The following is a 26585-nucleotide window of genomic DNA, read 5'->3' on the forward strand; positions in this document are numbered from 1 at the left end:
ATCAGAGACTACCCCTATATGTGTTGGGAACAGCGTCTGACCAAAGCCGCGATGGCGCGTTCCTATCTGGAGCTGAAAGAGTATCTGGCGGAAGACACACAATGGCCTGAGGCGCAGAAAGATATCGACAGCGCCATGAACGCCGCCGCCAACTTCCAGGCGCCGAATGGCGGCATGGCTTACTGGGTGGCGTCCAACGCGTACGTCAGCCCTTACTTGTCCGCTTACACCGCCATGGCGTTCAACTGGATGCGCGCCAGTGGTCACGAGGCGCCCGCCGGCGTGGAACAGCGACTGCATGAGTATCTGTTGACCTTGTTGCGTCAGGACAGTTTCCCCACGTTCTACAGCAAAGGCATGTCTTCTTCCGTGCGGGCAGTTGCCCTGGCGGCGTTGGCGGAAGCTGGCAAAATCGACCAGAGCGACGTCAGCCGCTACGAACGCCACACGCCGGAAATGGACCTGTTCGGCAAAGCCCACTTCCTGCAGGCGGCGGTGCGCACCGAACATGTTCCGCAAACGGTGATCAGCAAGTCCATGGACGATATTCTCAGTCACGCCAGCCAGAGTGGCGGCAAGTTCCAGTTCAATGAGGCATGGGACGACAGCTACAGCTATATTCTGGCGACGCCGCTGCGCTCCAATTGCGCAGTCCTGAGCAGCCTGCTGGGAGCGCAAACGGAAGCGGGTATGGGATCAACCATCGGCGACATACCGTTCAAGCTGGTCAGAAGCATCACGCAGAGCCGCGGCTCCAGAGATCACTGGGAAAACACTCAGGAAAACGTGTTCTGTCTGAACGCGCTGGTCAACTACGCGTCGATTTATGAGAAGGAAGACCCAGCCATGAAAATCTCCGTCAGCTTTGACGGTAAGAATCTGGGATCAGCGTCCTTCAATAAGAAGTCAGACCCGATGACGACCGTCAGTCGTCCTCTGACCGCGGCCGATCCGGGCAAAGCCGCCGCTCTGACTATTCAGAAAGAAGGCGAAGGCCGGCTGTACTACTCCGCTCGCATCGCTTACGACCTGAAAGAAGACAACGCCGCGCGCATCAACTCCGGCATCGAAATCCGCCGGGAGTACTCCGTCGAGCGCAACGGCAAGTTTGAGCTGTTGAAGAGTCCCATGCAGATCCGCCGGGGCGAGTTGGTGAAAGTGGACCTGTTCGTTTCCATTCCCACCGCACGTCACTTTGTAGTGGTGAATGACCCGATTCCCGGAGGTCTGGAGCCAGTGAACGCCGATCTGGCCACCGCATCGCAGGTGGATGCGGATAAAGGCGAGTTCAAAGCTGCGGAAGGCTCCTGGTTCTACACCTTCTCAGACTGGTCCTACTACGGGCGCTATTTCTGGAGCTTCTATCACAAAGAGCTGCGCCATGACTCGGCCCGCTTCTACGCGGATTATCTGCCGGCGGGCAACTACTTCCTCTCTTACACGGCCCAGGCAATCGCGGAAGGCGAATTCAGCGTGATGCCAGTACATGCAGAAGAGATGTACGACCCCGACGTCTACGGCAAGGGGCTGCCAGCTACGTTGAATGTAGGGGAGTAGTTCGCGCTTATGTTGAGAAAACTGATGCGCGCCAGGAAAAAGCTCGCGGCCGGCGTCGCAGTGACAGTCACCCTGTCCTGCGCCGCCCTGGCCGGGGCCACCTATTTCGCCATCAAACCTCTGCCGGAAGATCTTTCCGCCGTTATTTCAAGCGCCAGCAAGAACACCTATCTGGACCGGCGCGGCAAGCGTTTGAACATCACTTACGAGAACGAGTGGAATATCTACGACGTCAACGATTTCCACAATATTCCCGAGTTCCTGCGGCGGGCGTTCGTCCTGTCGGAGGACAAGCGCTTTTACTCCCATGGCGGCGTGGACTGGCTGGCGCGGCTCAACGCTGCGCGCCAGAACGTCATGTCTGGCGGCGTGGTGCGCGGCGCCAGCACCATCAGCGAGCAAGTCGTGCGAATGCTGCATCCGCGTCCGCGCACGCCCTGGTCACGCTGGATCGAAGGGTTTGAAGCCGCCAATCTGGAAGCGCAATTTTCCAAGGTCGAAATCCTTGAGTTTTATCTGAATCAGGTTCCCTACTCCGCTCGCCGCCGAGGAGTGATACAGGCGGCGCAATACTATTTCGGCCGTGATCTCTCCACTCTGAATTACAAAGAAATGCTGGCGCTGGCGGTATTGGTCAGATCACCGCGCTGGCTGGACCCGCAACGTCAACTCCGCAACCTGAATCGCGCCATCGACAACCTGCTGGATCGGCTGGACCTTGATGACGACGAGCGCGCCGCCATCGCAGCGCAGACATTGGAGTTGCAGAAAACGGACATCCACTATGATTTGTCTCACTTTATCCGGTTCGCAGAAAACCGGCTGAATGCGCAGAATCTGGAAAACGGCGCCGTCTACACCACCATCGATACGGAGCTGCAGACCAAGATCCAGCAAACCCTGGACAATCGTCTGAATAATCTCGCTTCTTACCGGGTGCAAAACGGCGCCGTCCTGGTGATTGATCACGAGAGCAACGAGATATTGTCATGGGTGGTGGGCTACGCCGGTCGCGACGATAAGCCCTTCAACCGTATCGACGCCATTACTACGCCCCGCCAGCCGGGTTCAACGCTGAAGCCGCTGCTGTACGCCAACGCCATCCGTAAAGGCTGGACCGCCGCCACCATGCTGAATGATTCGCCGTTGCAGGAAAGCGTCGGCCTGGGGATGCATACCTATCACAACTACAGCCGAGGCTACTACGGACCGATTTCATTGCGGGAAGCCCTGGGCAACTCCCTCAATATTCCCGCCGTCCTGGCTATCCAGTACGTAGGACCGGGTGAGTTTCTGAACTTCTTGCACGATCTCGGTGTAGACAGCCTCTCCGGCCACCCCAACGTCTATGGCGATGGCTTGGCGCTGGGCAACGGCGAGATGACGCTTTTTGAGTTGGTGCAGGCGTATTCCGTTCTGGCCCGCATGGGTGACTTTAGACCTTTGTCCTTCACAGAGGGTGGACAAGGTTACCGAGGTCATCGCGTGCTGTCCGAGGATATCTCCAGCCTGGTGGCCGATATCATGTCCGACCCGGCGGCGAGAGAGAAAGAGTTTGGCTGGGATTCCGTGTTGAACTTCCCTCATCAGACCGCCGTCAAAACCGGCACCTCCAGCGATTACCGGGACGCCTGGTCGGTGGGATTCAATGACAAGTACACCGTAGGCGTATGGATGGGCAACCTGGATTACGCGGAGATGAACAAAGTCACCGGCTCCATGGGGCCAGCGTACGTGCTGCGTTCCGTATTCAATGAGTTGAATAAAAACCGGGAAGTGAAGCCGCTTTATCTCAGCAGCAACCTGCAGAAGCTCCCTGTCTGTATCAATACCGGAGAGCTGGCCGGTAATGGTTGTGAATCCCGGGACGAATGGTTTCTGCCAGGAACCTCACCGGGGGGCGCCAATAAGGAGACAGGCGAAGTAAGGATTCGCAAACCCAGCAAGGGCCTGCTGATGGCGATGGACCCGAGGATTCCGGATGAATCCGAATATTTCGAATTCGCCCTGACCGAGGCGGATAACATCGAAAGCGTGAAGTGGTTCATCAATGGCGCACTGGTCGCCACCACCAATAAACCCACCTACAACTGGAAGCTCTCCAAAGGCGATTTTTCCACCAGAGCGGAAATCGCCTTTACGGACGGAGCCCAACCAGTCATCACAGAAGAAATTCAATATCGGGTAAATTAAGCGGCGAAATCACGCCGCTTGTTTCAACCTACGTGGTGAAACTGTACTTCTTTGAATGTGATATCGATAGCCGCGCCTGAGGCGGACACATAGGTGTGATACTGAGCCGTCAATTGCTTGAAGAAGTCGAGACGCTTGCCTGTCGTGCAACGGTACTCGCCTGAGTTGGGATCGAAGAACTTCATGCCGTCAGCGTCCACGTAGAGCCCGCAAACGTGGTTGGTGGAAATACCCTTGCCGCTCAAAACCATCATGACAATGTGATGGCCAGGGTTATTGCTCAGATGCTGAAGCGCCGAGCCGTAGGTATCGTAGTTCTTTTCGATAACAACCCCGCCATGACGCATTCCCAAGGATGTCGGCGCCACAGAAGCAATACGGTCAGCGTAGGAGTGATGCTTGGTGTTATTGAAGTAACTAGCGAAGTAATCCGTATTTTTCCAGGCGATATCCGTGTTCAGATACGCAATACGATTAGCGGGCGTTTCACCGCGCTGCCGTTGATGGCGCTGTATCCAAGCGAACGATAAGCCAGTGCAACCGCCAATTTGAATATTCTTCATCTGCTGCAAAAGCGGGCGCGTCATAATCTGACGACGCTGTTTAAATTTAGCAACACGAAACTCTTTAAGTGCGGAAATGGTCTTCCAGGAAGTAAAGGACATTGGGACTCTCTCATCAGATAAACAAAAAGCCGGAACGTCCATTTCCGATGAAAGTGAAAACTAACGGGCGAACTACCCGACGAATCAGGTAAGCGCCGACCTGAGCAAAGCGCCGTCAGCTTTATGTGTAAAGTTTTGTAAAATAGCGGAGAAACTGCGGCTAAATGCAGTCAATTGAGTGGAAATTCAAAGTATTACAGAGTTTTTCCCTGTTGAAGCGAACTGTCTCGATTTCCTCACCCATAGCAAGATTGGACCTTATGGTTTGAATGATCAGTTCATTGTGTAGGACATCATTCCCTGATTTTCTGAGCACTTCGATGATCCGGTTTTCACCGGCATTCCAGAATGTTTCCTTTACCTCCAGAAGTTCTGATTTGTCTTCGTCCACCAACTGCAAGAGCGTATGTTCAACCTCCTCGCCAGGAAGGTCCAAATATTCCGCTGCATGCATTTTGTCAGGAACAGAGTCTATTTCAGGAACCTCTCCCTCCTCCAAATCAAAGTACTCATAAGGAGAGAAACGCTTACTTCGCCATTGATCTTCGGACCTAAGTTTATACTTCAGCAAAATAACCATTACACCAGCCGCTTCCAAAGAAAAAGGCCGCCAGCAAATGCTGCGGCCTTTGTTCAATAAGCTCTCTGTTGGAGAGTAATAAAGTTGTTAACTCATTGCCACCTAAGTGATTGATTTTTATTAGTCCAACAAAACCCAGTAGTAAAATAAAGTTGTTAACCAAGTCAGCTTCTCAGTCTAGTTCGTCACTTTTTTTGAGTAATAAAGTTGTTAACTAGCCTTGGAAAGCTCCTTTATATGGCGCAATAAAAACAAGTGGTCTGCACTTATTGGTTGATTCCAAGGTCCACTTTATCAAACTGGCGGCCGGGCATGCCCTATGCCAGTGAGGTGTTCGGATACTGCACACTCAATAATTCGGCCGCCTTTCATTGGGGAGGGGACAACATCATCGGTCTCAACCTAGACCTCCCTCCCCCTTGCTAACGTTAGACTTAGAAGCTAAAGAGATGGTTTAAAAATAGGGCTGTAAAAAACCTTGTTCTCATCCAGATCCAAAGTCTTAATACGGACTCTATAGTTCGCCTGTGGATTCCAACTCCAATTGGCCATGACTAAAATGGAGTTAGCCCCGCTCTCTTGGGCAAGTCCCGAATGCAGGTTAGCGATGAGAGTATCGCCAACATACAGGTCTAAACTGACACGGCTGTCTATCCCGCGCCAAAACCAAATAATACTTAGTCTTTCGCCGCCACTGGAAACCGGGGGCGCTATAACCATCTCCGGCTGTTTAAATGCGAACGGCTCGCTTAGGCTCATTATATTCGGGTTCTGGTTATCGCTGACACTGACTTTGAATAGCCCAGGCTGATTATAAGTGACATTCCAATTCAAACGATTGAGACCATCGTTCAAACCGCCATCGCGAGATATAGTGGCCACCTGCATTTCATCATCGGCCCTGACCAATGCGACCGTCGCACGACGGCCAGGCTCGAAGCATTCAGCGTTCCAGGAAATCGGTAAATTCTGCCCGGGCACAACGGGACCCTCGAAACTAACATTACCAATGCCACTGTCACAGGGCTCTTCAGCGCCCCATGTGGCAGTAATGTCATAGGCAACCCCGTTCAATACCTCTAGTTTGCCAGAGTACTCTGTGTTATTTGCACCATTGGTATCGACAGTAGTCGCATTCTCAACGCTCAAATACCATTCGCCTTCACTCAAATTATCAAAAGTCAGCTCTTCGAGACCGACATCAATAAAGCTCTTGTCTGCGTTACTGGCAAAGGCTGGCTTACCTTTCTTCAGATACAGATTGAAGTGATAGCCATGCTCACGGTTCAGTTCGATACTCAGGTACTTTTTACGATAGTCATCAACCCTGAACTTGAAGTGATGGTACTGTTTATCGCCGATTTTTATGTAATTGGGATCATGATAGCCCGTATCTTCATGCATATAACGGATTTGACCATTATCCAATTCGCCCTTGATACGGGCTTTAGGCTCATAATTCTCATCAAAGCCTTGCCGGATCGCGAGTGTATACATTGCCTCTGTTAGTGGTTTAGCTCTTGGATCGTGACTGAGCTCAGGGTGTCTTCCACTGAGCACCAAAGTTCCTCCATAGGGATTACCCGGATCTTTCCAGGACCAAATCGCTGGATGGCCAGCGGCTACTCCCTGAATCTCTACCCCCTCAGGGTATTGATAGTTATATGGGTAGCGACTTGAAGGTGACTGCATGATGTAGCCACCTCCTTTGCTCCAAACATTCGGGACTTCACCAAAACCAAGATAACCCGTAAATAGGTCTTTTAGGTTTACAGTAGCGCTAGTGTCTGGCAAAGGGTATGTTTTACCTGGATACAAGCTCAATTGGAAAGGACTGCTACCCGCAATAATGGCACCGGCACAAAACCCGACATATCCTCCACCATTTTTTACGAAGTCCTGGATATGTTGTACGCCTGTGCGACGAAGTGGGCTGATACCATCATGTAGAACTTGTGAATGATATCCACCACCTCCATTGCCTGAGCTGCCAGCCAAAAAAGATGCTTTACCAATACTCAGCATCCGATAACGAGGAGCGCCATCTGGGTACAATAAGCGACCATTAAGATCAATATCTGATCCAATAAACTTTTGTTTAAACTCTTCCTTATCCTCTTCATGGTAGGCTTTATAGCTCAATTTCTCATAGGACAAGCCCAGAGAATCAAAGTGGCTGACTGGAGGTGCGCTTACACCAGGGCCAGCATTTATCAGAACATCTTTATAAAACCCTTCTCCTGGTGGGATGGGTTCATTAGTGAGTTTATCCGCTGCGGAATGACCTGCGAATAGCAAGGAGGAAAACAACAGTTGCAGGGGGAGTCCTACCTGGGTTTTATAAGAGCGTACTTTCATAATTATTCCCTTCATGAGTAAAACCATAGAGACGAGGGCCGGCGATTTTTATAAACACTTACTAAAAGCCTGCTCAAACGGAGTTCTTCTGCGTCGTATCAGGAACACCACAAATCACATCTAGCCGTCACGTTATCTTCTACACGCTAACGTGTAGCCTTCAACAAGCCAGGGGTGATCATTACCTGACACCTCATACTCTATGGCTTAGGACTTCGCTTAGCTTGTAAAAAGCCAGCACCACCTGTCCAAAAATCGCTTTCAATACTACCGTAATAGGTGAGTGATTACAGTTAAGACAGATGGTGGTTTAAATTAATGCTTAAACCATTAATTTTATTCAGTTCTGGGTAAGGGTATTTTTCTTCTGGCAACGGGGGGCTCTAACGATAACTCTCAGTTAAGCTAGTACTTTGCCACAGAGGCTAATATGGAAGTCCTGGGAGTAGCCAACGTCTCAGCGTAAGCCACTGCACTTTTAATTAATATAGCGTGACCGATGCAGAATCAGAGATGAAAGAATCCTCCTAGGCGTCTCTGATCAGGTTTTTCTTATTATTTTTTGTGCTTCATCCTTATGGATCGATTTCACATCAAATATAAATGTATTTGTCATCGGGGGTTGTAGCTGAGACAAGTAGTACATCAAAGTCGAACTGGCAAAATACCGATTGGGCGCCTCTTTGAGACGGAATAAATCAGGTGCAGCTACCGCCTTCCGCGCATCAAAAATCAAGCGATCAATTGCCAATACTTTGTCGTTGTAGTAACGAATCTCGGAAGATTCATGGTCAAGCACATCCCAACTTTCAAGCGGATTAACCAGATAGTAGTCTTTACTTACCAAACGCCGTTTGTGGTTGTAAATACACACCTGCTGAAATTCAATTTCCCCCATTTTGAGCCCCGCCATCACCTCTTGATAACGCTTACTCACCATCAATACAGAGTGAGTATTGCCAACTACATCAGCCAAAACCTTACCAGGCTCTCCAGGCTCCATGTAGACAATAGGCTCTTCGGTTAGATGCCCACTAATTCGCCCCTTCCCAAATACTAACTTGTACCGCCAAGGCTTTACTTCTTCAGGAAAAGGCCTGTGGAAAAACGCAAGATCGGGATTCGAACGTGCAGCCAAATTCAACTCATACCAATCCATCACTACCTCACTGGGTGTCCGGGGCTACTAGGCCACGACACTGATTATATGGCATTCCTGCTACCCATCTATTGGCGGTTTAGTCGTCGAACATTGCCCGCCATCAGTCTGTTTTCCGCTTTGAGCGCAGACGCGCCACCACATCCGCAACGGACTTGACTCGTCCGGCTTCTACGTCAAGCTTGCCAAGCGCCAGAACTTTGAGCAGCGTCAAAGCCTCCTGTGTTTCTTCGAAAGACGCGATATCTTGTAGAACGGCTTTGGCTTCACCGTTCTGAGTAATAACTAAGGGTTCGCGTTGCTCGGCCAAGTTTCTCAACACTTCGGCGGCGTTGGCCTCCAGATAGCTGATGGGTTTAACTTGTGATGAGTTTGTCCCTCGGACTTGTATAGAACCAAAAAATAGCCCTTATTCAGTCTCCAGGCAAGAATATGGCCAATACATTCTTGTCTCATCCAGAGATATCGGAGAGTAATAAAGTTATTAACTAGCTGTTATGGAACTCAATTGGGCTTTCGCACTCCAGAGGTAGTATTTTGAGGAGAATATTCCGGCGCATTAACAACGAGTGGTCTGCACTTATTGCTTGAATCCACGGTCCAATATCATCTATGGCGGATTAATCGAGCTATATAAAAAAGACGAAAATATCCGTTTCAGAATTAACGAGGAGTTAGTTACGGTAACCAAATTCAAAATGGCGGCGCAGTTGGTGAGATTGGGTGTGGAGTAAGTTACAAACCAAAAAAAGGGAGGCATGATCGTGAGCCTCCCCGGGAGAATGATATGGGTACAAGACAAAGAGTTGGGGACTCTGTCTTACCTTGTAAGTGTAGTCTGTATTAAACGCTGCATTGGAAATATTTTAATTCCCGGATAATCGCTTAACGGCATTGTGGACCGCATAGGTGTTGCGTCCCGCCTGCTTGGCTGCATAGAGCGCTTCGTCCGCCATCTTAACCAATTCATCCGCCGTTACAGGTTTACTGGGGAAAAAGGCGACGCCAATGCTGGTTCCTACTTTAATTTTCACATTACCAAGCTGAAAATCCTTGGTCATAGCCCATAGAATCTTTTGGGCAATATGCTCCGCATCGCCAGGGCGCCCGAGGTGCTCTGCGATAATGACGAATTCGTCCCCCCCTAATCTAGCTATTGTGTCGGATTCTCGAATAACGGATTGAATACGGCTGCTAAATGCCACCAACAGCTCGTCGCCAACCCCATGCCCGTAGTTGTCATTTATTGACTTGAAGCGGTCCACATCCAAGTACATAAGGGCGAGATGGCCTTTACTGCGATGGCTTCGCGTGATGGCGTGCTCCAAGCGATCGTAAAATAGCGCGCGGTTAGGTAACTTCGTCAGGCTGTCATACTGCGCCAAGTGACGAAGCTTTTGCTCAGCACTTTTGCGTTCAGTGATGTCGTGAAGAAAAGCGCTAAACTGCCACTCGTTGACTGTATTGATAGCGGAAATGGTCATCTCGATGGGAATTTCCACTCCTTTCCGGTTCAGCGCCGTCAGCTCAAGACGACGCCCTATAACCGGCCCATGCCCAGTGTCCATAAATTTCTGCATACCTTGTTCGTGCTTTTCTCGCAGCGATTCCGGAATGATTAAATCTGATAAACGCCTTCCGATCGCTTCTTGGGTTTTCCAACCCAATGTTTCTTCCGCCTGGCGATTCCAATCCGTTATTTTCCCGTTGGCGTCCATGGAGATGAACGCTTCGTGGGAGCTTTCCAATATGCCTCTGAAGCGCGCTTCGCTATCCTTTAACTGCTGTTCCACCTGCTCTCGCTGCGCAATCTCTCGCTCCAATTGAGAAAGGGCCAATGACTTGGCCGCAAGCATATTCTCCCTCTCCTGCATTCTGATCTTGCGGCCTATTGCCGCCCCAATCAGGCCCGCCATCATTTCAAGGGTTTTGACATCATCAACATCAAAAGCCCTCGCCTGATCTGACAAAACCTTTAATACGCCAACTGCGTTTTCATCATCGAATAAAGGGGCTACAACCATGGAGTTAGCCCTGACCTTCTTGCAGGCCTCATAATTGACTCTCTGGTCGCTGGACGTATCTTCTGAGATTAGTACGGCTCTGTTAATAACACTGAGGCCAGACAGACTATCAGACAGGCTCAAACGCAAGCTTTTAAAAGGAGCCGCTGAACCACTGGTGGCTTGGTACACCATCTCATCCCCTTCCATTAATTCGACGACTGCGCCTGTCGCCGGCGTAATGGTAAGCATCCTCTCTGTAACTAGGTTCATGAAAGCTTGCATGTCCAGCTCTGCCTGAGAAAGGTCGGATTGCGTCTGAATGATCTGGTTTAGTTTCGCCGTTGCTTTTTCTAGTTTGATTTCGGTCTCGCGATACTCTCCCAATACTTCAATGAGGTAGTCGTTAGACGTCGCCAGGACCTCTTTTTCATTTTGCATTTGCGCAAGTGAAGAGTGGTTCTGTTCCTCCCGAGAAACAATGTCGTGTATATCCGTGAATGATGCGATCCAATGTAGAGCGCTTCTCTCTGCATCAGGTTGCGGCGCTACGCGGCAAATATGCCAACGGTAGGACAGGTCTGAAAGATGACGGACCCGCATTACCAGCTCAAAGGGCAATAGGCCTTCAATGCCTCGGAGCCATTCTCTATAGGTCGTGGCGATATCGTCCTGGTAAACGCCTTTCAACCAGCTCTTCCCAGTAGACTCCTCAACAGACAAGCCGGTGTAGTTGCACCACAGCGCATTACACTTTATCCAATCGCCTTTACCATTTGCTTCTGCAAATAGGTGAGGAAGAGATAGCTTCCAAAGATTACCTTGTCGCATTTTATTACTGTAGTAGGACTGCTCATGCTTGCAAAGCCCTTCTTACAGCGCGCCCCTCATCCACGACTACACGCCGGCGTATACCGGCATAAAAGGGTTTCTATTGATTGAGGTTAGGCAATGGGGACATGATGCTGTAGCTAGGCGTGTTCTTCAGATTTGGCACGATGTGATTCAGGGAAAGTACCGTATTGCTAGAGCCATACTGGCCGTTTTTTATCGGAGAGTAATGATCCTACCCACCAATAATAGAGAACCGATAGGTGGTCCCACGCGCACAACCAACTATGATTGTGGACTGGGCCAATGAAGGCCCAGTCGAGGGATCAGTCTCCTAAGTAGTCATCGTTGTTCGGATTATGGGCGTCAGCCCAATCATCCATGTCTGCGTCGTTATTAGGGTTATTAATATCGGACCAAAGATCGAGTTCTTCATCGCTCATTTCTGAAGTATCTGGCATAGCATCTTCTCCTTTGTTTATATAGCCAGACGTAGTGTAACGTCGCCTAGAACTTGAGCTAGGTACATCTCACTGAACAACACAGAAGGAGTTGAGCTTGCCCCGTCCAATTTTACCCGGAATATTGTTTCCAAATTTCATAGGCACACTTCTATCGATAGGAGTGATTAAATCTACTGCGGACTTGCTGAACAAACTAAGTCCCAAAGAGCTCCGGATTGACCCGACTCACTCTAATGCCAGAATCCTAAGACATTTAGATCGCTTTGGCGTCACCAAAGATATTGAACCAAAGTTGAAAAGATTAATGAAAAGAAATGCTTCTAATTTTTCTTTTGAGAAATACAGGCTAGAAGGAGGTTATAAGCCTGAAGGATATTGGACGCAGTTTGAGATCCTTAGGTGGCGTGCACTGCAGATAGGTTCGGATCAAAACACAGCAGCCTCCCTCCAGGAAAGATCAACTCAGTGGGCGAACATACTTGCTCAGCTATTTAATAAAGAAAAGGAGCTCTTAGGTGAGATGCGCGCCAAACCATGCATGGACCGATTATCTCAAGCTTGGCAGTCTGAGCTAATGCTATCAGCACAAGCAGCGGAGAGGCTCGCGTCTATCGACTTAAATAACAATCTAGTGGAGGTGCTAAAGAATTTTGGTCGTCGGCATCCAGAGATAGAAGCAGAGCTGTACATCCGAAAGTGGTTTCCGATTGCTGTACTAATTGAGCAGTTTATGAATCTCTTTATGAACTCTGAACCAGTCCCATGGATTGAACAGGCATTACCACAACTGGACGAAAAAGGGGCTTTAATTGGTTCCAAGAAACGATTAATCAATCTTGTTGTCGAACACACTGGATATTCAAGTCGGAACTCTTTTGAAGAAAGTTTGGAACGTCCATGGGTTAGTCGTGAGAGTATTCACCAGTGTTTGAAGCGTTGGAGTAAAATTGGAGGAAAAATCCCGTTGGAGAGTCCAGCACCAGCTTGGAAAAAAATATATGAGCATACATATAAAGATGAATTAATTGCGGCAAATATAATAGATTACTTATTATCAAAGGTTTTAGTGCTAAATCTCAATATTGAGCTAGTTCACACTATATTTCATGAGTACTATAATTTTAAGAAAGAATTTCTCGAAAAGCATTCAATGCGCACAAATCAATAAACAAAATTAGACTCACAATAGTACTATTATTATAAGAACTAATGATATCAAAAAATTAAACCGGCATAAACTTTCACGATCACGCCAAGTATAATTATACCTGGCCCTACCTCAAAATGGCGTTTATGTCATACGTTTCTCACAAGTTTACTCCTAATTAGACAATTCATTTATAATTTTGATATATTTGAAATCGCTTTGTTGACACGCGAAATTCAATATATTAAAAATATGTACGGTTCACGAATATAAAATGGATTTTTGACCTCCATGCATTACTCCTATCAAAACTTAGATCACTACCTTACTAAGATAGTCCGAGACGGATTGTTAGATAAAAACACAGCGTCCGGCCAAAGACATGCCGTACGTAAGATTTTACAAGACTTCCCAGAGCACGAGCTAACTGATCTTCGTTGTATAAATATAGAAGCCACTTGCTTAAGTTTCACCCAAAAGAATATAAATCTAATAAAGAAAGGATCCATTCAGGTATATTTGAGCCGCTTTCGCCGTGCCCTGAAGGATTTTTTTTCTTACATGTCAAAAGAAGAGGAGAGGGAAAAGGAAGGGATGCTTATAAATGAAAAGCTAAGGGAGCCTGCTGCCTCCAAACAGCTATCCCCTGAGATTCTGAACATGCAAAACCCGAAGAGGACAGAGATCACTTACAAATTAAGTATACCAGCTAGAAGCACTCGCATTGGTCGAATAAAAGTCCAAGCAGACATAATGGGAGGAGAAAGCGAAATAGATATGATTGTGGAGGTAGATATTATGGAGTAAGCGTAGAGGACTGGAGACCAGCCCTCTACAAGTAGAGAAATGCATATCCAGTCCTACTTTATATAAGAAAAGGATAATTCACTCCTATAGCGTCACAAGCCAATAGTAGTGGATTCCTTTTTATTGCACAAGGGCCTGTGCTTGCTTTTTGCTTTCGCTCGCCTTCAAGAAACTGTTGAAAAATCTTCTATTAAACGGAATTTCAACCGATTAAATTTGTCAATAAAGTTTATATAAGGAAGAAACTTTTGAAAAGATTGAGCTTAAATAGCCTGCCAATGGTTGTTTTAATAATAAACATAGCATTTTTAATGTTTATATTAATTATCTATTTTGCATCTCATGAAATCCGAGTTGTTTATCTAGGCTTGGCGCCGGCCTCTGCGCTTACATTAGCGTTAGCGTACAGAATCAGAAAGACACGACTATAACTCTACATAGGGCTCCTCTCCTGGAGCCCCATTTCTACCTGTAGAAGTAAATCAGATTCTAGTGTGTTTTGAGTCTTCGAGAGCTGCCCGCCGAGCTGAGATAAATAGGAGGGCATAGCACTCCCGCACTGACAACTACACGGTTATTTGAAAATGGATATCAATTGTGGTGACTGAGGCATGCAAGGTCGTCGAATACCGATACTCACGCCTCATCCGTGATCCGCTTGCGAACTAGTGCTGAACTGGGATAGCCTCAAATAAGCAGAAATTTACACTATCTGCAGCGATACTGAACATGTTTGTATCGTCTAACGTTTCGATTTCGTCGAAATCACTAAACGTATAACCACAAGTGACGACCATCAGGCTACTACCATTCGATACTGTGACGAAATTAAGGGGATACACGGTCACATAGTCCTCTCCCTTAGTAGAAAAGTCGCTGACGGAGAGGGGAATGTCGTAATCATCCTGCAACACTTGACGCAACTCGTCATGTTTTCTTTTTTCTGTTTCCTTATAGGGCGCGAATAGGTCATCAGCGCAAGCGCCCTGAAACACGCCTTCGCTTTGAGCTTGCAATATCAACTCTCGCGCTTCTGCACTCTTTAGTGACCGCCGAGAGACGGCCCCTTCAGGGAAGTTTTCCAACTGAACATGCCAAAAAGATAAAAATAACTTTGTCATGGTTATAGCCTGAGTAGCGCTTTATTGCCTGATCTTCGAGAATGGCAGAGAGGTCTTCATAGTATTCTAGCGTCAATTACTGGAGTTTTCCCATAAACCAGACCAAATCTGCTGGACAAGGCGTGATGGCAAAATAGCTTTTAGCCGCATACGAAACTTTCTATGCGCTTGCTGATCCAGCCACGCACCTAGCGACTTATCTAAGCTTCTCAGAAAGCTCTTCAAGCTGTTGCCTGTCTGCCAAGAGTGTCTCTCGTAGGTCTGCGACTCGATTTGATGAACCAGTACGTTGCGGCTCCAGCCCATCTTGATGGTTACCTTTAAATAGTTCTGCCGGGCGTCGCGGTCTTTTACCTTTGCCATGATAGCGACATTCTGCCCCCAAGGGAGTTCTGCAACAAGCTGTTGCAGAAATGTATCGCTTTGATGACTGTGTAATGCGATTTGCCTCGCTTAAAATGATCGCAAGGAAAAGCTGCTTATCATTGAGAAAGGTGATGAAGCGACGAGGTGGAGTTTGCCAGCAACGACTTGACCTACCGCGCTGTTTTAAAGAAGAAGCATCAAAGTCGCTTGATGTGTCTGTCTTCAATACCAATGATGACCTGATCAATCCGTAAAACAACTGTCGAGGAACCCCAAATTTGTAAAGTTTAGGGGGCGTGACCGGGTAGCTGCGATAACCGCCAACTCTATTAGCCAACAAGCGGCAATCGAAGCCCCGGATAAAATCAAATAAAGTGAGGAATTTTATAGAGTTACTTAATGTGAGCACGAAAAATCGGATGAGTGCGGGATTTCCGATTTATAAATGCAACATCCACATTTAGACCACCCTCAAGGAGCTGCTGAAAAACAGTCTTCAATCCTTCTGCTATCTTGTATGGCTGCTATTCCGTTTCTGGCCAGCTCTTGCCGTCACTCAACATCCTCATGTATCTCTATTTTCTCTACCACCAGATTCACGGGGGCAGGATTCATGGCCTGTAGCGCCTCTAGCATTCTCTGGCTGATGACGTAGGCTTTGGGCCATTCCTTTATCCGGAAAATATCCGGCAAATTTGGCTGGTTTAGTTTTTCACGGCTTAGCACGTAGGAATAAACTCTCACCACTTTGTCGGTGTCTTCAAAGAACTTGATATGCGACTTTTCCAGGCTCAGGACATCGTATGTTCCCAGTGGATTGACGTAAAAATAGTCTTTCGACTCCAGACGGGACTTATGGTTGTAGATCCAGAGCGGCAGATACTCGATCGGTCCCTGGTTGACCTTTACCATTGTTTCTTTCACGGCTTTACTAACTATCAGGCACAGCTCGACATTGGCGATAAAGTCGGTCAAAACGCGGCCTGGAAACTCATTGCTCATCGTGACGCCAATATCTTCAGGGTAGATCTCCGCCATAGGCTCCCCCTTTACCAGTCTCCAGGACTGGAGGTGTATTTCCTTAGGCGGAAAATCAATGAAGCAGTAATCCTTGTCGAGGCGCTCATATTCATCAATAAAGTAGTAATCCAAAATAACCTTCCTCAAAAATAGTAATATAGTAATGATTAGGAGCCCGACATCCTTCTATGGGCTTGCTGGTCCAACGGGGCGCCAGGTGACATGCCCAGGATAAGATTGAGAAGTTCCTCAGATAATTCCTCCAGCTTAGATTTGTCCAGATTCACATCGGGTATGGGATGCCCATCTGGGTAATCTTTTACTGGATCGCATAATTCCCGGTACTCACTCAAAATATCTCTTAAACCTTTCATGGTTTCTCTCACCAAGCGGTCATAGATGGGATGCGAAGTACACTGTTTACTAACTTCTTGCTGGTCTTCCTCTTTGAGAACCAAATGCCGGGGCAACCCTAGTATCTGAGCCACCTCCTTGTCCTGCGGCATCAACAGCACATTTTTCTTGTGGTGAATATTGTATTTCGCCGTCAGTAGCGCCTTCTGGATGATATTACTTATCTTGGGCCCTTCATTAAGAATCATGTTCTTGAAGGTGCCTTTGGATATCAGATGGTGAGCGTTGTTCCAGTAGGGCCAAGTTTCCCTGGTGAAGTTATGGCCTTTCTTGATCGTTGTGGTCGATCGACCATTATACTTCAGGCGAGTGATATCTCTGTCAGGGCCGCCAACATCCCAATCCCCTTTATTGGGGAAGTTCAAGTCTATGCAATAAGCGCCTGGCTTCATTCCTCCGCTATCTGTCTCATACGCGGAGGTGACAATATGTCCCCGGTCTTTTATGGCTTTGCTGCGCTCATGTTCAATCCCAGTCATGTAACCATGCAAGGTGTTCTTGATGGCGGTATGGCTTTTCGCTTGCTCATATCCCTGATAACGATAATTACAGGTAAATTTATTCCTGAATTCAATGAAAGTGGCCGATCCATGGAAAACCAGACAAGCTCCGTTTTCTGTAGTGCCTTGCAAACGTTCGTGAAGATCATCAAGCAAGGCATCTCCAAAATGCCCTTCTGGTTCATCTTTTTTCTTCTTTTTCGCCATAATTCTTTCTCCTCGACCAGATTGTTACAGTCAACGGCTCTTACTCACCACCATGGCGCCCACATCCCCGTTTTCAGAGATCGAGCATATCAACGTATAAGGACCACACGCATACTGACGCGCAAAGCTTCTTGAAGCGATGCAAAGCCCCGCCACTCCAGCTGCTGCGCCAATATCCCCCCAACTGCTCATAGGGACAATCTCATTACTGGCCTCCCAATTTATGCCGGAAGGACCCGCCAGCCGCGACTTTGCCGTTCCCCAAGCCATAGAGCGCCAGTTTTCCCCGTTAACGTCGATAACGACATCGCCATGGAAGGATGAGACGCCAGCGGAAGCGATGGCTTCCGTGACCGCCTCCGCCAACAACATTCCCATTTCGCCGGCTTTGGTCATACGCCAGACGGCTGGCGTCGTCACTTCTCCTTCCGTTCCCTCCCCATTCTCGCCTTCAGGCTCAAACTTATTCGGGAACGGTTTAAATGACGCGCCAATGATTTTTGATTCAGGCGAACTTGCGCGCGTTTGAACGCTTCGACTGGTTTCGACCAACACACAGGCTGCCGCTTCTCCTGGGATCATGCCGGCCGCATTTTCTGCCGTCAGCAAACGCGCCTCTTCATCCAGCTGCGTCACACACAGATAGTCCAGGTAAGAGTCAACGCCCAACAGAATGGCGCGTTCATAAGGGCTGGTTTCCAGAGAACGCTGAATAATCCTCATTGCATGCGCCGCCCCGGCATGGCCAATACGAACAAACCCTTGCGCGGGCGTAGACAGAGGCAAGTCCAGGCTTTCGCAGAGCGGCTTCAGGCAGTATTCCCGCAAGAGGTTGTCTACCTGATCCTCGGGCCAATTAAATCGCTCGTAAGTTATTTCGGGCAGAATCCAGATAAGCGCCGTTTGCCGCCAAAATGCATGGTCCCGGGTTGGCAGCTTTGCATAGGCGATCAAGTCTTTCATCGCGATGCGCGCCAACCTCAACCATGCCGCGTTTTGGACATATCCCTGCGTTAGGGTATGCGCCGGCGCCCCCGGAATAGGCGCGCTCATCTCATCGGAATCGTAGGTTGAAAAACCTGGTACGGAACCAAACCTGGAGATTCCGCAGCGCACGGAGGCGCAACTGTTCTTTACGCCGTACCCCACGCAGGACATCATCCCCAAGCCCGTGACCCAGAGTGGAGCAAGCTGATCGTGATTCTGACTCATTGACACCTTCTCAGTACCGCTTTATCAGGTCAGCGACCGGTAACGGGCGACCACTTTCCATTCCTCTTTTTGAGGCAACTCCGCCAAGCGAAGGAGTCTGGCTGTGGATGGCGCCAGGCTCACTTCTTCCGAAGTCGTCAGTCCCTGCCGCTCAGCCAGGATGAGCCACGCCAGCACTTCGGTGGAGACATGGGCCGTTGTCGCAGCCTCGGCGGACACATGGGGGTCCATGCTGTCGGCGTCAATCTTCTCTATATCGTCCAGCCGCTTTTGAATGCACTCCTTCAATGCCTCGTCGAAAGCGTCCTGATCTTTATCCAGCAACGCCTGACATAGCGCATAATGAGGGTCGTAGTTATCGTCGCTATAACCAGAAAACTCCTCCAGCCTCTCTTCAATCTTTTTCGGATCAGTTTGCAGGTAGAAGTGCTCCATCAATATGCGAGTGTAGAGAAACTCTTCCTCGTACTCCTTCCGTGGATTGAGCTTGTTCGTACTCAATTCCGCAATGCGTCGGGCGCCTTCTTCATATCCACAAGCGATCGCATCGAAAAAGGGCAAGGCTAAGGAAACCGCTTGCTCCTCTTCCGGAGCCCTCTCCAGGAAGTAGATAAAGGCGTTTGCGCTATGGCAGAGTTGCTTGTAAAAGGGCTTGGGGTTATCGGTAATCAGCAGCTCTCCCGCCGCCAAGCGACGAAATAGCGTACAGGTGTATGTATAGTACTGCAGCTTGGGCTCTTCCTTGGGGAGATGTGGAACGATATCTTCCAGCGACATTCCCGTATTTTTTATCGCGATGGGAAGGTAATTCGATGACATTGCAGGTTTCCTGTTAGTTATATATTCACGCCCAAGAGGCGGCGACTGATTGCTCTCTCACCCACCCGGATAGATCGCGTAGCTGTTTCGATTGCCGTAACACGGGGTCATTGATATTGAGCTTATGACGCAAGCCAAACTGAATGCCAAGTTCATCCATCAACCACTGTCGCACCTGAGGGGGCGTTCGGCGATGGCAGAGCCCGCTCCAAACGGCTTGCGCACTATATGGCTGTCCCCCTCGATATCGCAAAGACGGATCAAACCGGCTTTCATTCTGTACCAGCCATTCGCGCCACTGAGCCGGTTCCTGACATAGCTGATCGACAGTGACGCCGAACTCCCGTCCCTCTGGGTGTTGTGGCGACTTACCTTCTTGAAAAGCCTCAAGCTCGTGTTCAAATAAGTCTTCTTTCGCGAACTGTTCAGGCACAAACGTTTCCTGATAAAGGGCCGCCCCCAGCATCAACTCCAATGCCAGCGCCGCATCTGGCGCAAAGGGTTTATCGCCCAGCTCCCGTAACAAGAGGTTTACGGAGGTTAAATCACCCGCCAGTCCTAATGCGACCAAGGTAGTGGATGAGACCTGGCCGTCACGAACGAGTTGCTGTAACTGCGCCGCCTGTTTCCTCACTCCAGCCAATGCAATAGGGATAGCTAACTCAGCGGTTCTGCCATTAACGGAAGTCACTACCTGCCGCTGCCCTAATCGCAGTAACGCAATTCCCGCCGCCTCTGCAACCTCGTTGTTCTCGTGCTGTAGATAGGGTTGTAACAGCGCTGCATGTCCCGCATCGCCGTTATCGGCGACAATTCGGATTGCGCGAGGCAATAGCTCCGGACCGGACGTCGACAGCAAGTTCTCCGCTCCCTGACGCGAGATGCCACCCGCTTGTGCGATGGCGGGCGCCACGATGGGGAATAACTTTTGGTGCTCAGACTCCAGCAAGGCGGCGGCGCGTTGACGCCATGCCAACGGGTAATAAACTCTCAGCGCTTCCGAAACGGATACAATCTTGTCGATAGCATCCTGGTCCGCTTCGTCTTCCTCCTCTTCCGGAGGATAATCCAGGATATCGATCAAGGTGCGCCATAATCCCGTCAATGCCGCTCCATCCTGGAGTTTGCATAGGTAGCTGGTTAACGCATATAGCTCGCCTACATCGGCTTCTTTAATGCGACTCAGACAGAGCGTCTTCGCTTCCTCTTCGCCATCGATTAGCGCTTCTATATGCGCATCCAGCCGGCTTTCCAAGTCAAAGGTGTCAACCCAAGACAACTCCCGGTCATCTCTCCAGGCCAGACGAGACGAGTACAGAAAGGACGCCTCTTCCAGATGCTCCAGGAACAACTCTCGATGAAAATCAGCTTTCGTCAGACTCATAGTTATCAGACTTCCCCTTTTGAGAGCCGTTGACCGGCCAGGACGTCAACCCTCGGCAACCATAGGCTCACTCCAGCGACATGCTGATGCCCCTCGGGGACAACAGCGTAAGCGCGCCAGATCAAATACACCTGGTGCTCGTCCGTATTAATAATCAGGGTGTCGAGCCGGCATTCCATTTCCACATGATTGGCGTCATGGAAGGACAACTTGCAGCGAGGAGCCGCCAGTCCCGGCAACGCAAACCGTAAAGCGCCCCGCTCCGATGCGTTGATCACGACGACGTCTTCGCCGCCACTCAAGTATTCCGCTGTCACTAGCCCCGGTGAGCCCGCGTTGAAGAAGCGGCGATCAAAGTCCAATGGATAAAGCGGCGCCCTGGTTCTCTGCCATTCTTCGTCGTAGGTTCCCGCCAATGGCGTACGCGGAAGCCAATGCGGGCTAATGAAACCAAACCCCGCTGGCGAAGGCTGATCGCGCCAGGATTGAATCAGGTGTCTGGGGTCTTCCAGATTAGGCAGTGGCATTCCCACCAGACAGTCTTGGCCGGGCGCCATATAGCCTTTTCCGACCGGGTTAGAGGTGCTCATATACTGCGGCTCCCCCTCGGGAACACGTGGATCGCGCCCACCGAAGGCGTGCTCATAGTTTAAGGGAATGCGTTCAATTGGCTGAGGCGGCGTGGGTTGAAATGTGTCCCCCACCTTATCCCAATGACGATTACCGTAAACCTGCACGATCTTACTGACAGGGCCGACTTTAACGCCGACTTTTACCGCAGAGTCGCCTTCTTTCTCAGGGACGGCATGACCGACCAACACCACATCCGTGGTCAGCTTCAAGGGGACGGCTTCGGGCTCATACTTATAGCTCGCCGTTTCGGGGTCGCCCCAGTACTCACCCGCTAAACACAGAGGAGCCTGTTGCTCGCTGAAGCGTAAGTGATTCGTTCCGACAATCTCACAGCTCGCTTTGACTGCGACAGTGACAATGGGGACATTCCGCTCATCGTAGAAAAACAAGGGCTCTACGACAAATGGGGTGTGATTTACGATGTTTGGCTGCGCCATTTACGTCTGCTTCCTGATGATGCGCCAACCCAGGCCTTACAGTGGTTTACCGCAAATAATGCAATCGATATCCGTTTTGATCGGCAGTGCGATGATCATCTTTTGAATGACCGGAAAAGGCGGTGTGTTCTTGCTGTTATGCAGCATCAAGTCAAAAGCGCGAGGCACATTCTTACCTTCCACCTTCACGTTGGGGCTGTAACTGACAAATTCGGCTTTGGACGTCAGTGTTCCTGAAATAATCCCGCCGCCGGCGGTGCCAGGATTGTCGCCCACGCTTTGGGAAAAATTCGAGTCTTTCACACACACTGGATTGCCGTCGCACTTAACGGTCTTGGCGCACTTGGCGCTATCCGTTGACTTCGCCACATTTGGATATGGAATAGGAATCGGTCCTGCGCCGGTCGGCGTTTTGCACACATCGGGAAAGCACGGCGTCATTCCACCACTGCCCTTATGCACAACAGACCGATTATTAACGCCAACAGTAACGCCCATGATGAGTTCCCTAGATGAGGATTAGTTACAAAGAATGCTTGAGCCTTTGATCTTGTTAGCGCCGGAAGCGCGACTCAGGATATTTTTTCCTTTAATCACCACTTTTCCGTCCGCACGCAATAAGATGCTGCTCTGCCCGCACACAAGATAGATCTCTTCCTGGGCGTCAAAACGGACTTTCTTCCCATCCACTACGGCATGACCGGGACGGTCGGAAGAAAAGGAATACTCTTCATCGGAGACGAGTCTTTCGTTCACAACGCCAACGACGATTGGCCGGGAGTAATCATTTTCCTCAAAAAGAATTAGCAACTTCTGACCAGCCACCGCTATCGTCGGAGGTAAAGTAATTATCGTTTTTGCAGCGACCGGACCTGACGTATTACCGGGGTAATCAACGACCGCGCGGCCATCAGCCAGCTGAACCAAATGGCCCACCACAGGCGCAGCATCGCCACTGAAGAAGGGATTCTTTAAAGGGGATTCCACTAGCGTTATTCCTTAAATCAGGGACAATCCACAAAACTCGGATAGCTTGCATTTTAAGCAGTTATTAGATTGGCGCAATCAGCAATATGCCTTGCCAGAATAGTCCGTTTGGATGATCAGGTCTTTGCCTGCAGCAAGGTGCAGTTACGCCAAGACAGGCTTCTTCGACAACGCAGGCGCTAGCTCAATACTCTCAAACTCATAGATGTCAGACGTTTCTTGAACAACCATTGGCAGAGACTCTCCTTCGACTTCAGAGACCACATCCACCAGCCAGTCGGCGCCGAAGGGTGTAATGTGCTCAGATACGCGAAGGATTCCGATCACCTCTAACAAATTCCTGCGCAGCTTTTCCATAACAACGCCGCCAAGTAACGGATAATTTTATCAAGTCACAATACCAGTTATAAATATGGTTATAGACAAGTTTTTCAGGTATTTCTCAGAATAGTAGAACGATAACATTCTAACTTGAGCTCAATTATTCTTCGCCTTGAGAATTTGAACGTTTAACGCTGCTAAAATATTCTATTGATGCTTGACTATACTCAGCAAAGAAGGTTGAATTATATCGCCTCTGGTAATAGTTCTATTTTGAGAAAAACGGACTTCAATAATGCTAGCATACGGATATTCTTACGAAGCGTTTATTCACTACTTAGATTATGCTGTATCTAACGGCCTAATCAGTCCGCATACCGCTCGAGGAAAACAACACGCAGTAAAGCGAATTTTAAGCAGTCAACCTGCTGATGTTTTAAATGATTTAAGACAGTTAGATATAGAAGATGTCTGCAAAAGGTTTATAGAACTCCAGTGTGAGAATGTTAACGACAAAGCTAAAAGCGTCTATTTAAGCCGTTTTAGAAGTTCGATAAAAGCCTTTCTGGCATATATGGAGAGCAAACCCGCTTCTATCTCATTAGACAATTGCCCTATCTCTACCCAATCCGATGAAAAGGAATTACTAGTGGCGCAGAAGGAAAGCTTCACTGCAGAGGAATACCTCCCCGTAAAAACCATGAGCCTTGAGTTTCCAGTTGATGAGAACCAGTGTATAAAGCTGACGGGGATACCATTAACACTTACTGAAGAGGCTGCCGAGAGATTATCGGATGTAATAAAAGGCTTGGCCAAAAGAAGGTAAGCGTAGAGGACTGAAGCCAGCCCTCTACTTTGTAGTAGAAATGGTTCCCAGTCCAAGACAATTACAAGGAATGGGATAGCCCACATCTATACACGCACCGTAGATATTAGTGGATTCCTTTCTATAATACAACAGTCAGGGTTTGCGTCCCGCTCTGGCGGAGATAATTATATCTTTATGGATGAAATTAAATCGAATAAAACATACCAAAATACGCATCAGACTGAGCTCCCAATGAGGCAGGAGAGTTTACTCTCGTTATCGTCAGTAGTAATGGTAATAATAACAGTCCTATTAATATTTTCTTCAGCACTATACTGGATTGAAAATGATGTAAGGATAGTTTTCTTGGGGCTATTTCCTGCGTCAATTCTAGCACTTTCATTAGCACGTGCTATAAAACGAATTAGAGCGTAGCCTGAAGGGTGCCACTTAGCGCGGCGCCCTTACTTCTCAAGCCATGCTAGCAACGGGTAAACATGAGCTGAAAGTACATCAAGTTATTCCCCCCTCAGTACCATTCGGCTTATGTTTAATAAACGTCACCTCGAAAGCCTTGCACGGGCGGTATTGCTGTAGTCGATTGGCGAAGGTAAAGGCATCGCTCATCTCGTAGTGCTGGAAGATGTCGAGACCACAGTCCAGGGAGATCTTCCAGCCGTGGTCGGTCACGATGTGGCGGGCGTGGATCGTGCCGGTACCGTCGAATTCCCAGGTAAAGTTCACACCCACACTGCTGGCAGACGCCTTCATCTTCTCGAAGTTTTCCTTCTGCTGTTCGCCTTTGAAATCGTCTTCCGTCGTCACCAGATGAATGAATACTTCCTCATCAGGAGCCTTTTGCTTGACCACGGTCTCAAGAAACTCCATGAAGTTGCGCATCTGGTAAAACTGGCGGATGTACGGATCAGTGACGGTGATCGCAGTCGCGCCCTTGAGAAAAGGACCGAGTAGCGTATCGAAGGAAATGCCCTTCTGGTTCTCTTGGAATATGAGGTGTTTTTCTTTGAGAACAGGCTCAGTCAGAGCCGACAGTGCGGATGGACCTTGGGGCGAGTCCAATGGCGCAGCTTCAAAGATTTCCCTATATCCACCATCAGTAATGCTCTTGTGGTAGTAGCCAGAGTATTCCTCCTCTTCGAGCGTGGCGACAGACCTGGCCCGTCCATTCGTGTCTTGATAGCTAAAGCGGACGTTTCCGTAGGTGGAGTCGATACGCATCAGTTGGTCTTTGACACGCTTGCGACCTTCAATTGCGAACCGTAGCAGTTCCTCAACCTCTGTATTGGTCGCCCCACCATGTGGAAAAAGTATCTTCATCAAACCGGAGAAAGTCTTGTTGATGCCATCGCGATCCCGCGTCGAGATATCGGAGGAGAGGGAGAAGTGCTCCTTGTAGCGGTCCGAGTAGTCGTGATTACGTAGCGAGCGAAGGATCTCAGCCAGGTAGTCCACCACGAAACCGTATCCACTGGAGAACATCTCGCCTCGGATGATGTCGACCTCCCAGCCAGGGATGTAAAAATGGATGCGGTCCAAAAACGCGGAGTCATAGAATTTGTTGGGTAGCTCACAAAACAGGTCAGAGTGTTTGAGCATGTAGGGCACTGTGTGTTGGGTGTTTCCCACGAATACCATGGAGGCCTCCGCGCCCAGCGTCTCGACACCTCGTGAGAAAGACTTGTTGGCCATGTAGTTTTTCATGATGTCGACCAGGGCTTTATCCACGCGTTTTTGCTTTCCGGCAAATTCGTCGAAGGCGACGCAATCCCAATAGCCGACCAGGCCAATCTTTCCAGAAGAGTTGTTCACAAATAGCTTGGGAACCGAAACCTCCCCACCAGAAATAAGGATGCCGTGTGGAGAGAACTCCGAATAAATGTGCGATTTACCCGTTCCCTTAGGGCCGAGCTCGATCAAATTGTAGTTGCGCTCGCAAAACGGAATCAGACGAATCAATTGGGTCAGTTTGCTGCGTTTGCCGAACATCTCCGGGTTAAAGCCGATGCTTTGCACTAGTAAGTCGATCCACTCTTCGGTGGTGAATTGTTTGCGGGCCTCAACGTAGCTGTCGAAATCGAAATGAGAGAGCTGGATCGGCTTGAGGGTCGACAATATCCATGGGCTGGCGCTTTTGTCTTCGGTAAACTCATATTCCAGATCAGCAATGCACCACACACCGCCGACCAAAAGCTTGGGGTGCTTTTTCACCGTTCCAGAATCAACAAGAACCTCTTTGATGCCCAGGTTGGAGAACTGCGCTTCGTAGACATCCTTCTTGTCGTTCAGGTCAACGCTGATTTTGTCGATAACCTTATAGCGCCCCTTTTCTTTGATGTTCGAACGGATTAACCCGGCCTCATTCCGGTGCACGTAATGCTTGGCAAGGATCTCCTTGACCGTCTCGATTCCGGTCTGGATGGTCGGCTCATCGCTGGTGGCGCAATACTGACCCAGCAAGTATTCCAGCACGTAGGATGGAACGATGGCGTTGCCCTTGACCATCTTGACGAGATCTTTGCGGACAACGAGTCCTGGGAAGTGTGTGTTAATTTTCTGGTCAAATTCGTTCAT

25 protein-coding genes and 1 pseudogene are annotated in these 26585 nt (G+C 49.0%); 6 read left to right on the plus strand and 20 right to left on the minus strand.

From position 1 onward, the window contains the following. Positions 1-434: 434 nt before the first annotated feature. Positions 435-539 carry a WhiB family transcriptional regulator gene (locus tag EUZ85_RS31955; protein ID WP_370454970.1) on the minus strand — a complete coding sequence of 35 codons (105 nt, stop codon included), beginning with the start codon at positions 537-539 and terminating at the stop codon, positions 435-437. A 535-nt stretch (positions 540-1074) separates the two neighbouring features. Between EUZ85_RS31955 and EUZ85_RS31960 the strand changes: the two are divergent. Both EUZ85_RS31960 and EUZ85_RS02240 read left to right on the plus strand, forming a co-directional pair. Continuing rightward, positions 1075-1557 (plus strand): annotated as a pseudogene (locus EUZ85_RS31960) (hypothetical protein); the annotation flags it as partial. Positions 1558-1566: 9 nt separating this feature from the next. Next, entirely contained in the window at positions 1567-3750 is a 2184-nt protein-coding gene (locus tag EUZ85_RS02240) for a transglycosylase domain-containing protein (RefSeq protein ID WP_127974329.1), read from the plus strand. A gap of 23 nt (positions 3751-3773) precedes the next feature. Here the strand turns inward: EUZ85_RS02240 and EUZ85_RS02245 are convergent, their stop codons facing one another. The 5 genes from EUZ85_RS02245 to EUZ85_RS02265 all read right to left on the minus strand — a co-directional run bounded on the left by EUZ85_RS02245 (position 3774) and on the right by EUZ85_RS02265 (position 8903). After that, entirely contained in the window at positions 3774-4415 is a 642-nt protein-coding gene (locus tag EUZ85_RS02245) for a YopT-type cysteine protease domain-containing protein (protein ID WP_127974330.1), read from the minus strand. Between the two features lie 160 nt (positions 4416-4575). Further along, positions 4576-5052 (minus strand): hypothetical protein, encoded by a 477-nt coding sequence (locus tag EUZ85_RS02250; RefSeq protein ID WP_127974331.1) that lies wholly within the window; start codon positions 5050-5052, stop codon positions 4576-4578. 384 nt (positions 5053-5436) lie between these two features. Next, positions 5437-7353, minus strand: a complete 1917-nt coding sequence (locus tag EUZ85_RS02255) for a BPL-N domain-containing protein (RefSeq protein ID WP_164887421.1) — start codon at positions 7351-7353, stop codon at positions 5437-5439. Positions 7354-7894: 541 nt separating this feature from the next. Next, entirely contained in the window at positions 7895-8512 is a 618-nt protein-coding gene (locus EUZ85_RS02260) for an imm11 family protein (RefSeq protein WP_127974333.1), read from the minus strand. Positions 8513-8615: 103 nt separating this feature from the next. Further along, positions 8616-8903 carry a type II toxin-antitoxin system Phd/YefM family antitoxin gene (locus tag EUZ85_RS02265; protein WP_127974334.1) on the minus strand — a complete coding sequence of 96 codons (288 nt, stop codon included), beginning with the start codon at positions 8901-8903 and terminating at the stop codon, positions 8616-8618. Positions 8904-9081: 178 nt separating this feature from the next. On the opposite strand from EUZ85_RS02265, the gene EUZ85_RS31965 reads away from it, so the two are divergent. Next, positions 9082-9246 carry a YfiR/HmsC family protein gene (locus EUZ85_RS31965; RefSeq protein ID WP_370454899.1) on the plus strand — a complete coding sequence of 55 codons (165 nt, stop codon included), beginning with the start codon at positions 9082-9084 and terminating at the stop codon, positions 9244-9246. Positions 9247-9378: 132 nt separating this feature from the next. Here EUZ85_RS31965 and EUZ85_RS02270 read toward each other — a convergent pair whose 3' ends face one another. Then, the gene (locus EUZ85_RS02270) at positions 9379-11346 is read right to left on the minus strand and encodes a diguanylate cyclase domain-containing protein (protein WP_127974335.1); all 1968 of its coding nucleotides are present in this window, start codon (positions 11344-11346) and stop codon (positions 9379-9381) included. A gap of 326 nt (positions 11347-11672) precedes the next feature. Next, on the minus strand, positions 11673-11807 hold the full coding sequence (locus EUZ85_RS31800) for a hypothetical protein (RefSeq protein WP_255509307.1): 135 nt from the start codon (positions 11805-11807) through the stop codon (positions 11673-11675). A 97-nt stretch (positions 11808-11904) separates the two neighbouring features. Here EUZ85_RS31800 and EUZ85_RS02275 point away from each other — a divergent pair, with 97 nt between their 5' ends. Then, on the plus strand, positions 11905-12978 hold the full coding sequence (locus EUZ85_RS02275; RefSeq protein WP_127974336.1) for a hypothetical protein: 1074 nt from the start codon (positions 11905-11907) through the stop codon (positions 12976-12978). Between the two features lie 540 nt (positions 12979-13518). Beyond that, positions 13519-13764 (plus strand): hypothetical protein, encoded by a 246-nt coding sequence (locus tag EUZ85_RS02280; RefSeq protein ID WP_127974337.1) that lies wholly within the window; start codon positions 13519-13521, stop codon positions 13762-13764. Between the two features lie 665 nt (positions 13765-14429). Here EUZ85_RS02280 and EUZ85_RS02285 read toward each other — a convergent pair. The 11 genes from EUZ85_RS02285 to EUZ85_RS02335 form a co-directional block, all read right to left on the minus strand. Beyond that, positions 14430-14885: a hypothetical protein gene (locus tag EUZ85_RS02285; RefSeq protein ID WP_127974338.1), complete on the minus strand. Its 456-nt coding sequence runs from the start codon at positions 14883-14885 to the stop codon at positions 14430-14432. A gap of 72 nt (positions 14886-14957) precedes the next feature. Continuing rightward, positions 14958-15329 carry a DUF1016 N-terminal domain-containing protein gene (locus EUZ85_RS02290; protein ID WP_127974339.1) on the minus strand — a complete coding sequence of 124 codons (372 nt, stop codon included), beginning with the start codon at positions 15327-15329 and terminating at the stop codon, positions 14958-14960. 474 nt (positions 15330-15803) lie between these two features. Then, the gene (locus tag EUZ85_RS02295) at positions 15804-16289 is read right to left on the minus strand and encodes an imm11 family protein (protein ID WP_127974340.1); all 486 of its coding nucleotides are present in this window, start codon (positions 16287-16289) and stop codon (positions 15804-15806) included. 149 nt (positions 16290-16438) lie between these two features. Then, positions 16439-17392 (minus strand): AHH domain-containing protein, encoded by a 954-nt coding sequence (locus EUZ85_RS02300; protein WP_127974341.1) that lies wholly within the window; start codon positions 17390-17392, stop codon positions 16439-16441. Between the two features lie 30 nt (positions 17393-17422). Then, positions 17423-18604, minus strand: coding sequence for a hypothetical protein (locus tag EUZ85_RS02305; protein ID WP_127974342.1), 1182 nt, complete (start codon positions 18602-18604; stop codon positions 17423-17425). Between the two features lie 24 nt (positions 18605-18628). Beyond that, positions 18629-19423, minus strand: a complete 795-nt coding sequence (locus tag EUZ85_RS02310; protein ID WP_127974343.1) for an immunity 49 family protein — start codon at positions 19421-19423, stop codon at positions 18629-18631. Between the two features lie 25 nt (positions 19424-19448). Next, positions 19449-20807: a hypothetical protein gene (locus EUZ85_RS02315; protein ID WP_127974344.1), complete on the minus strand. Its 1359-nt coding sequence runs from the start codon at positions 20805-20807 to the stop codon at positions 19449-19451. A 5-nt stretch (positions 20808-20812) separates the two neighbouring features. Then, positions 20813-21877, minus strand: coding sequence for a DUF2169 domain-containing protein (locus EUZ85_RS02320; protein ID WP_127974345.1), 1065 nt, complete (start codon positions 21875-21877; stop codon positions 20813-20815). Between the two features lie 36 nt (positions 21878-21913). Further along, the gene (locus EUZ85_RS02325; protein WP_011400721.1) at positions 21914-22375 is read right to left on the minus strand and encodes a DUF4150 domain-containing protein; all 462 of its coding nucleotides are present in this window, start codon (positions 22373-22375) and stop codon (positions 21914-21916) included. A gap of 21 nt (positions 22376-22396) precedes the next feature. Further along, positions 22397-22864 carry a DUF6484 domain-containing protein gene (locus EUZ85_RS02330; protein WP_127974346.1) on the minus strand — a complete coding sequence of 156 codons (468 nt, stop codon included), beginning with the start codon at positions 22862-22864 and terminating at the stop codon, positions 22397-22399. A 144-nt stretch (positions 22865-23008) separates the two neighbouring features. Further along, a complete protein-coding gene (locus EUZ85_RS02335; protein WP_127974347.1) occupies positions 23009-23191 on the minus strand; it encodes a hypothetical protein in 183 nt (60 codons plus the stop codon). A gap of 289 nt (positions 23192-23480) precedes the next feature. Between EUZ85_RS02335 and EUZ85_RS02340 the strand changes: the two genes are divergently transcribed. Beyond that, positions 23481-24011, plus strand: coding sequence for a hypothetical protein (locus EUZ85_RS02340; protein WP_127974348.1), 531 nt, complete (start codon positions 23481-23483; stop codon positions 24009-24011). A 495-nt stretch (positions 24012-24506) separates the two neighbouring features. Here the strand turns inward: EUZ85_RS02340 and brxL are convergent, their stop codons facing one another. Continuing rightward, the gene (brxL, locus tag EUZ85_RS02345; RefSeq protein ID WP_127974349.1) at positions 24507-26585 is read right to left on the minus strand and encodes a BREX system Lon protease-like protein BrxL; all 2079 of its coding nucleotides are present in this window, start codon (positions 26583-26585) and stop codon (positions 24507-24509) included.

The organism is Hahella sp. KA22 (genome assembly GCF_004135205.1).
Taxonomy (GTDB): domain Bacteria; phylum Pseudomonadota; class Gammaproteobacteria; order Pseudomonadales; family Oleiphilaceae; genus Hahella.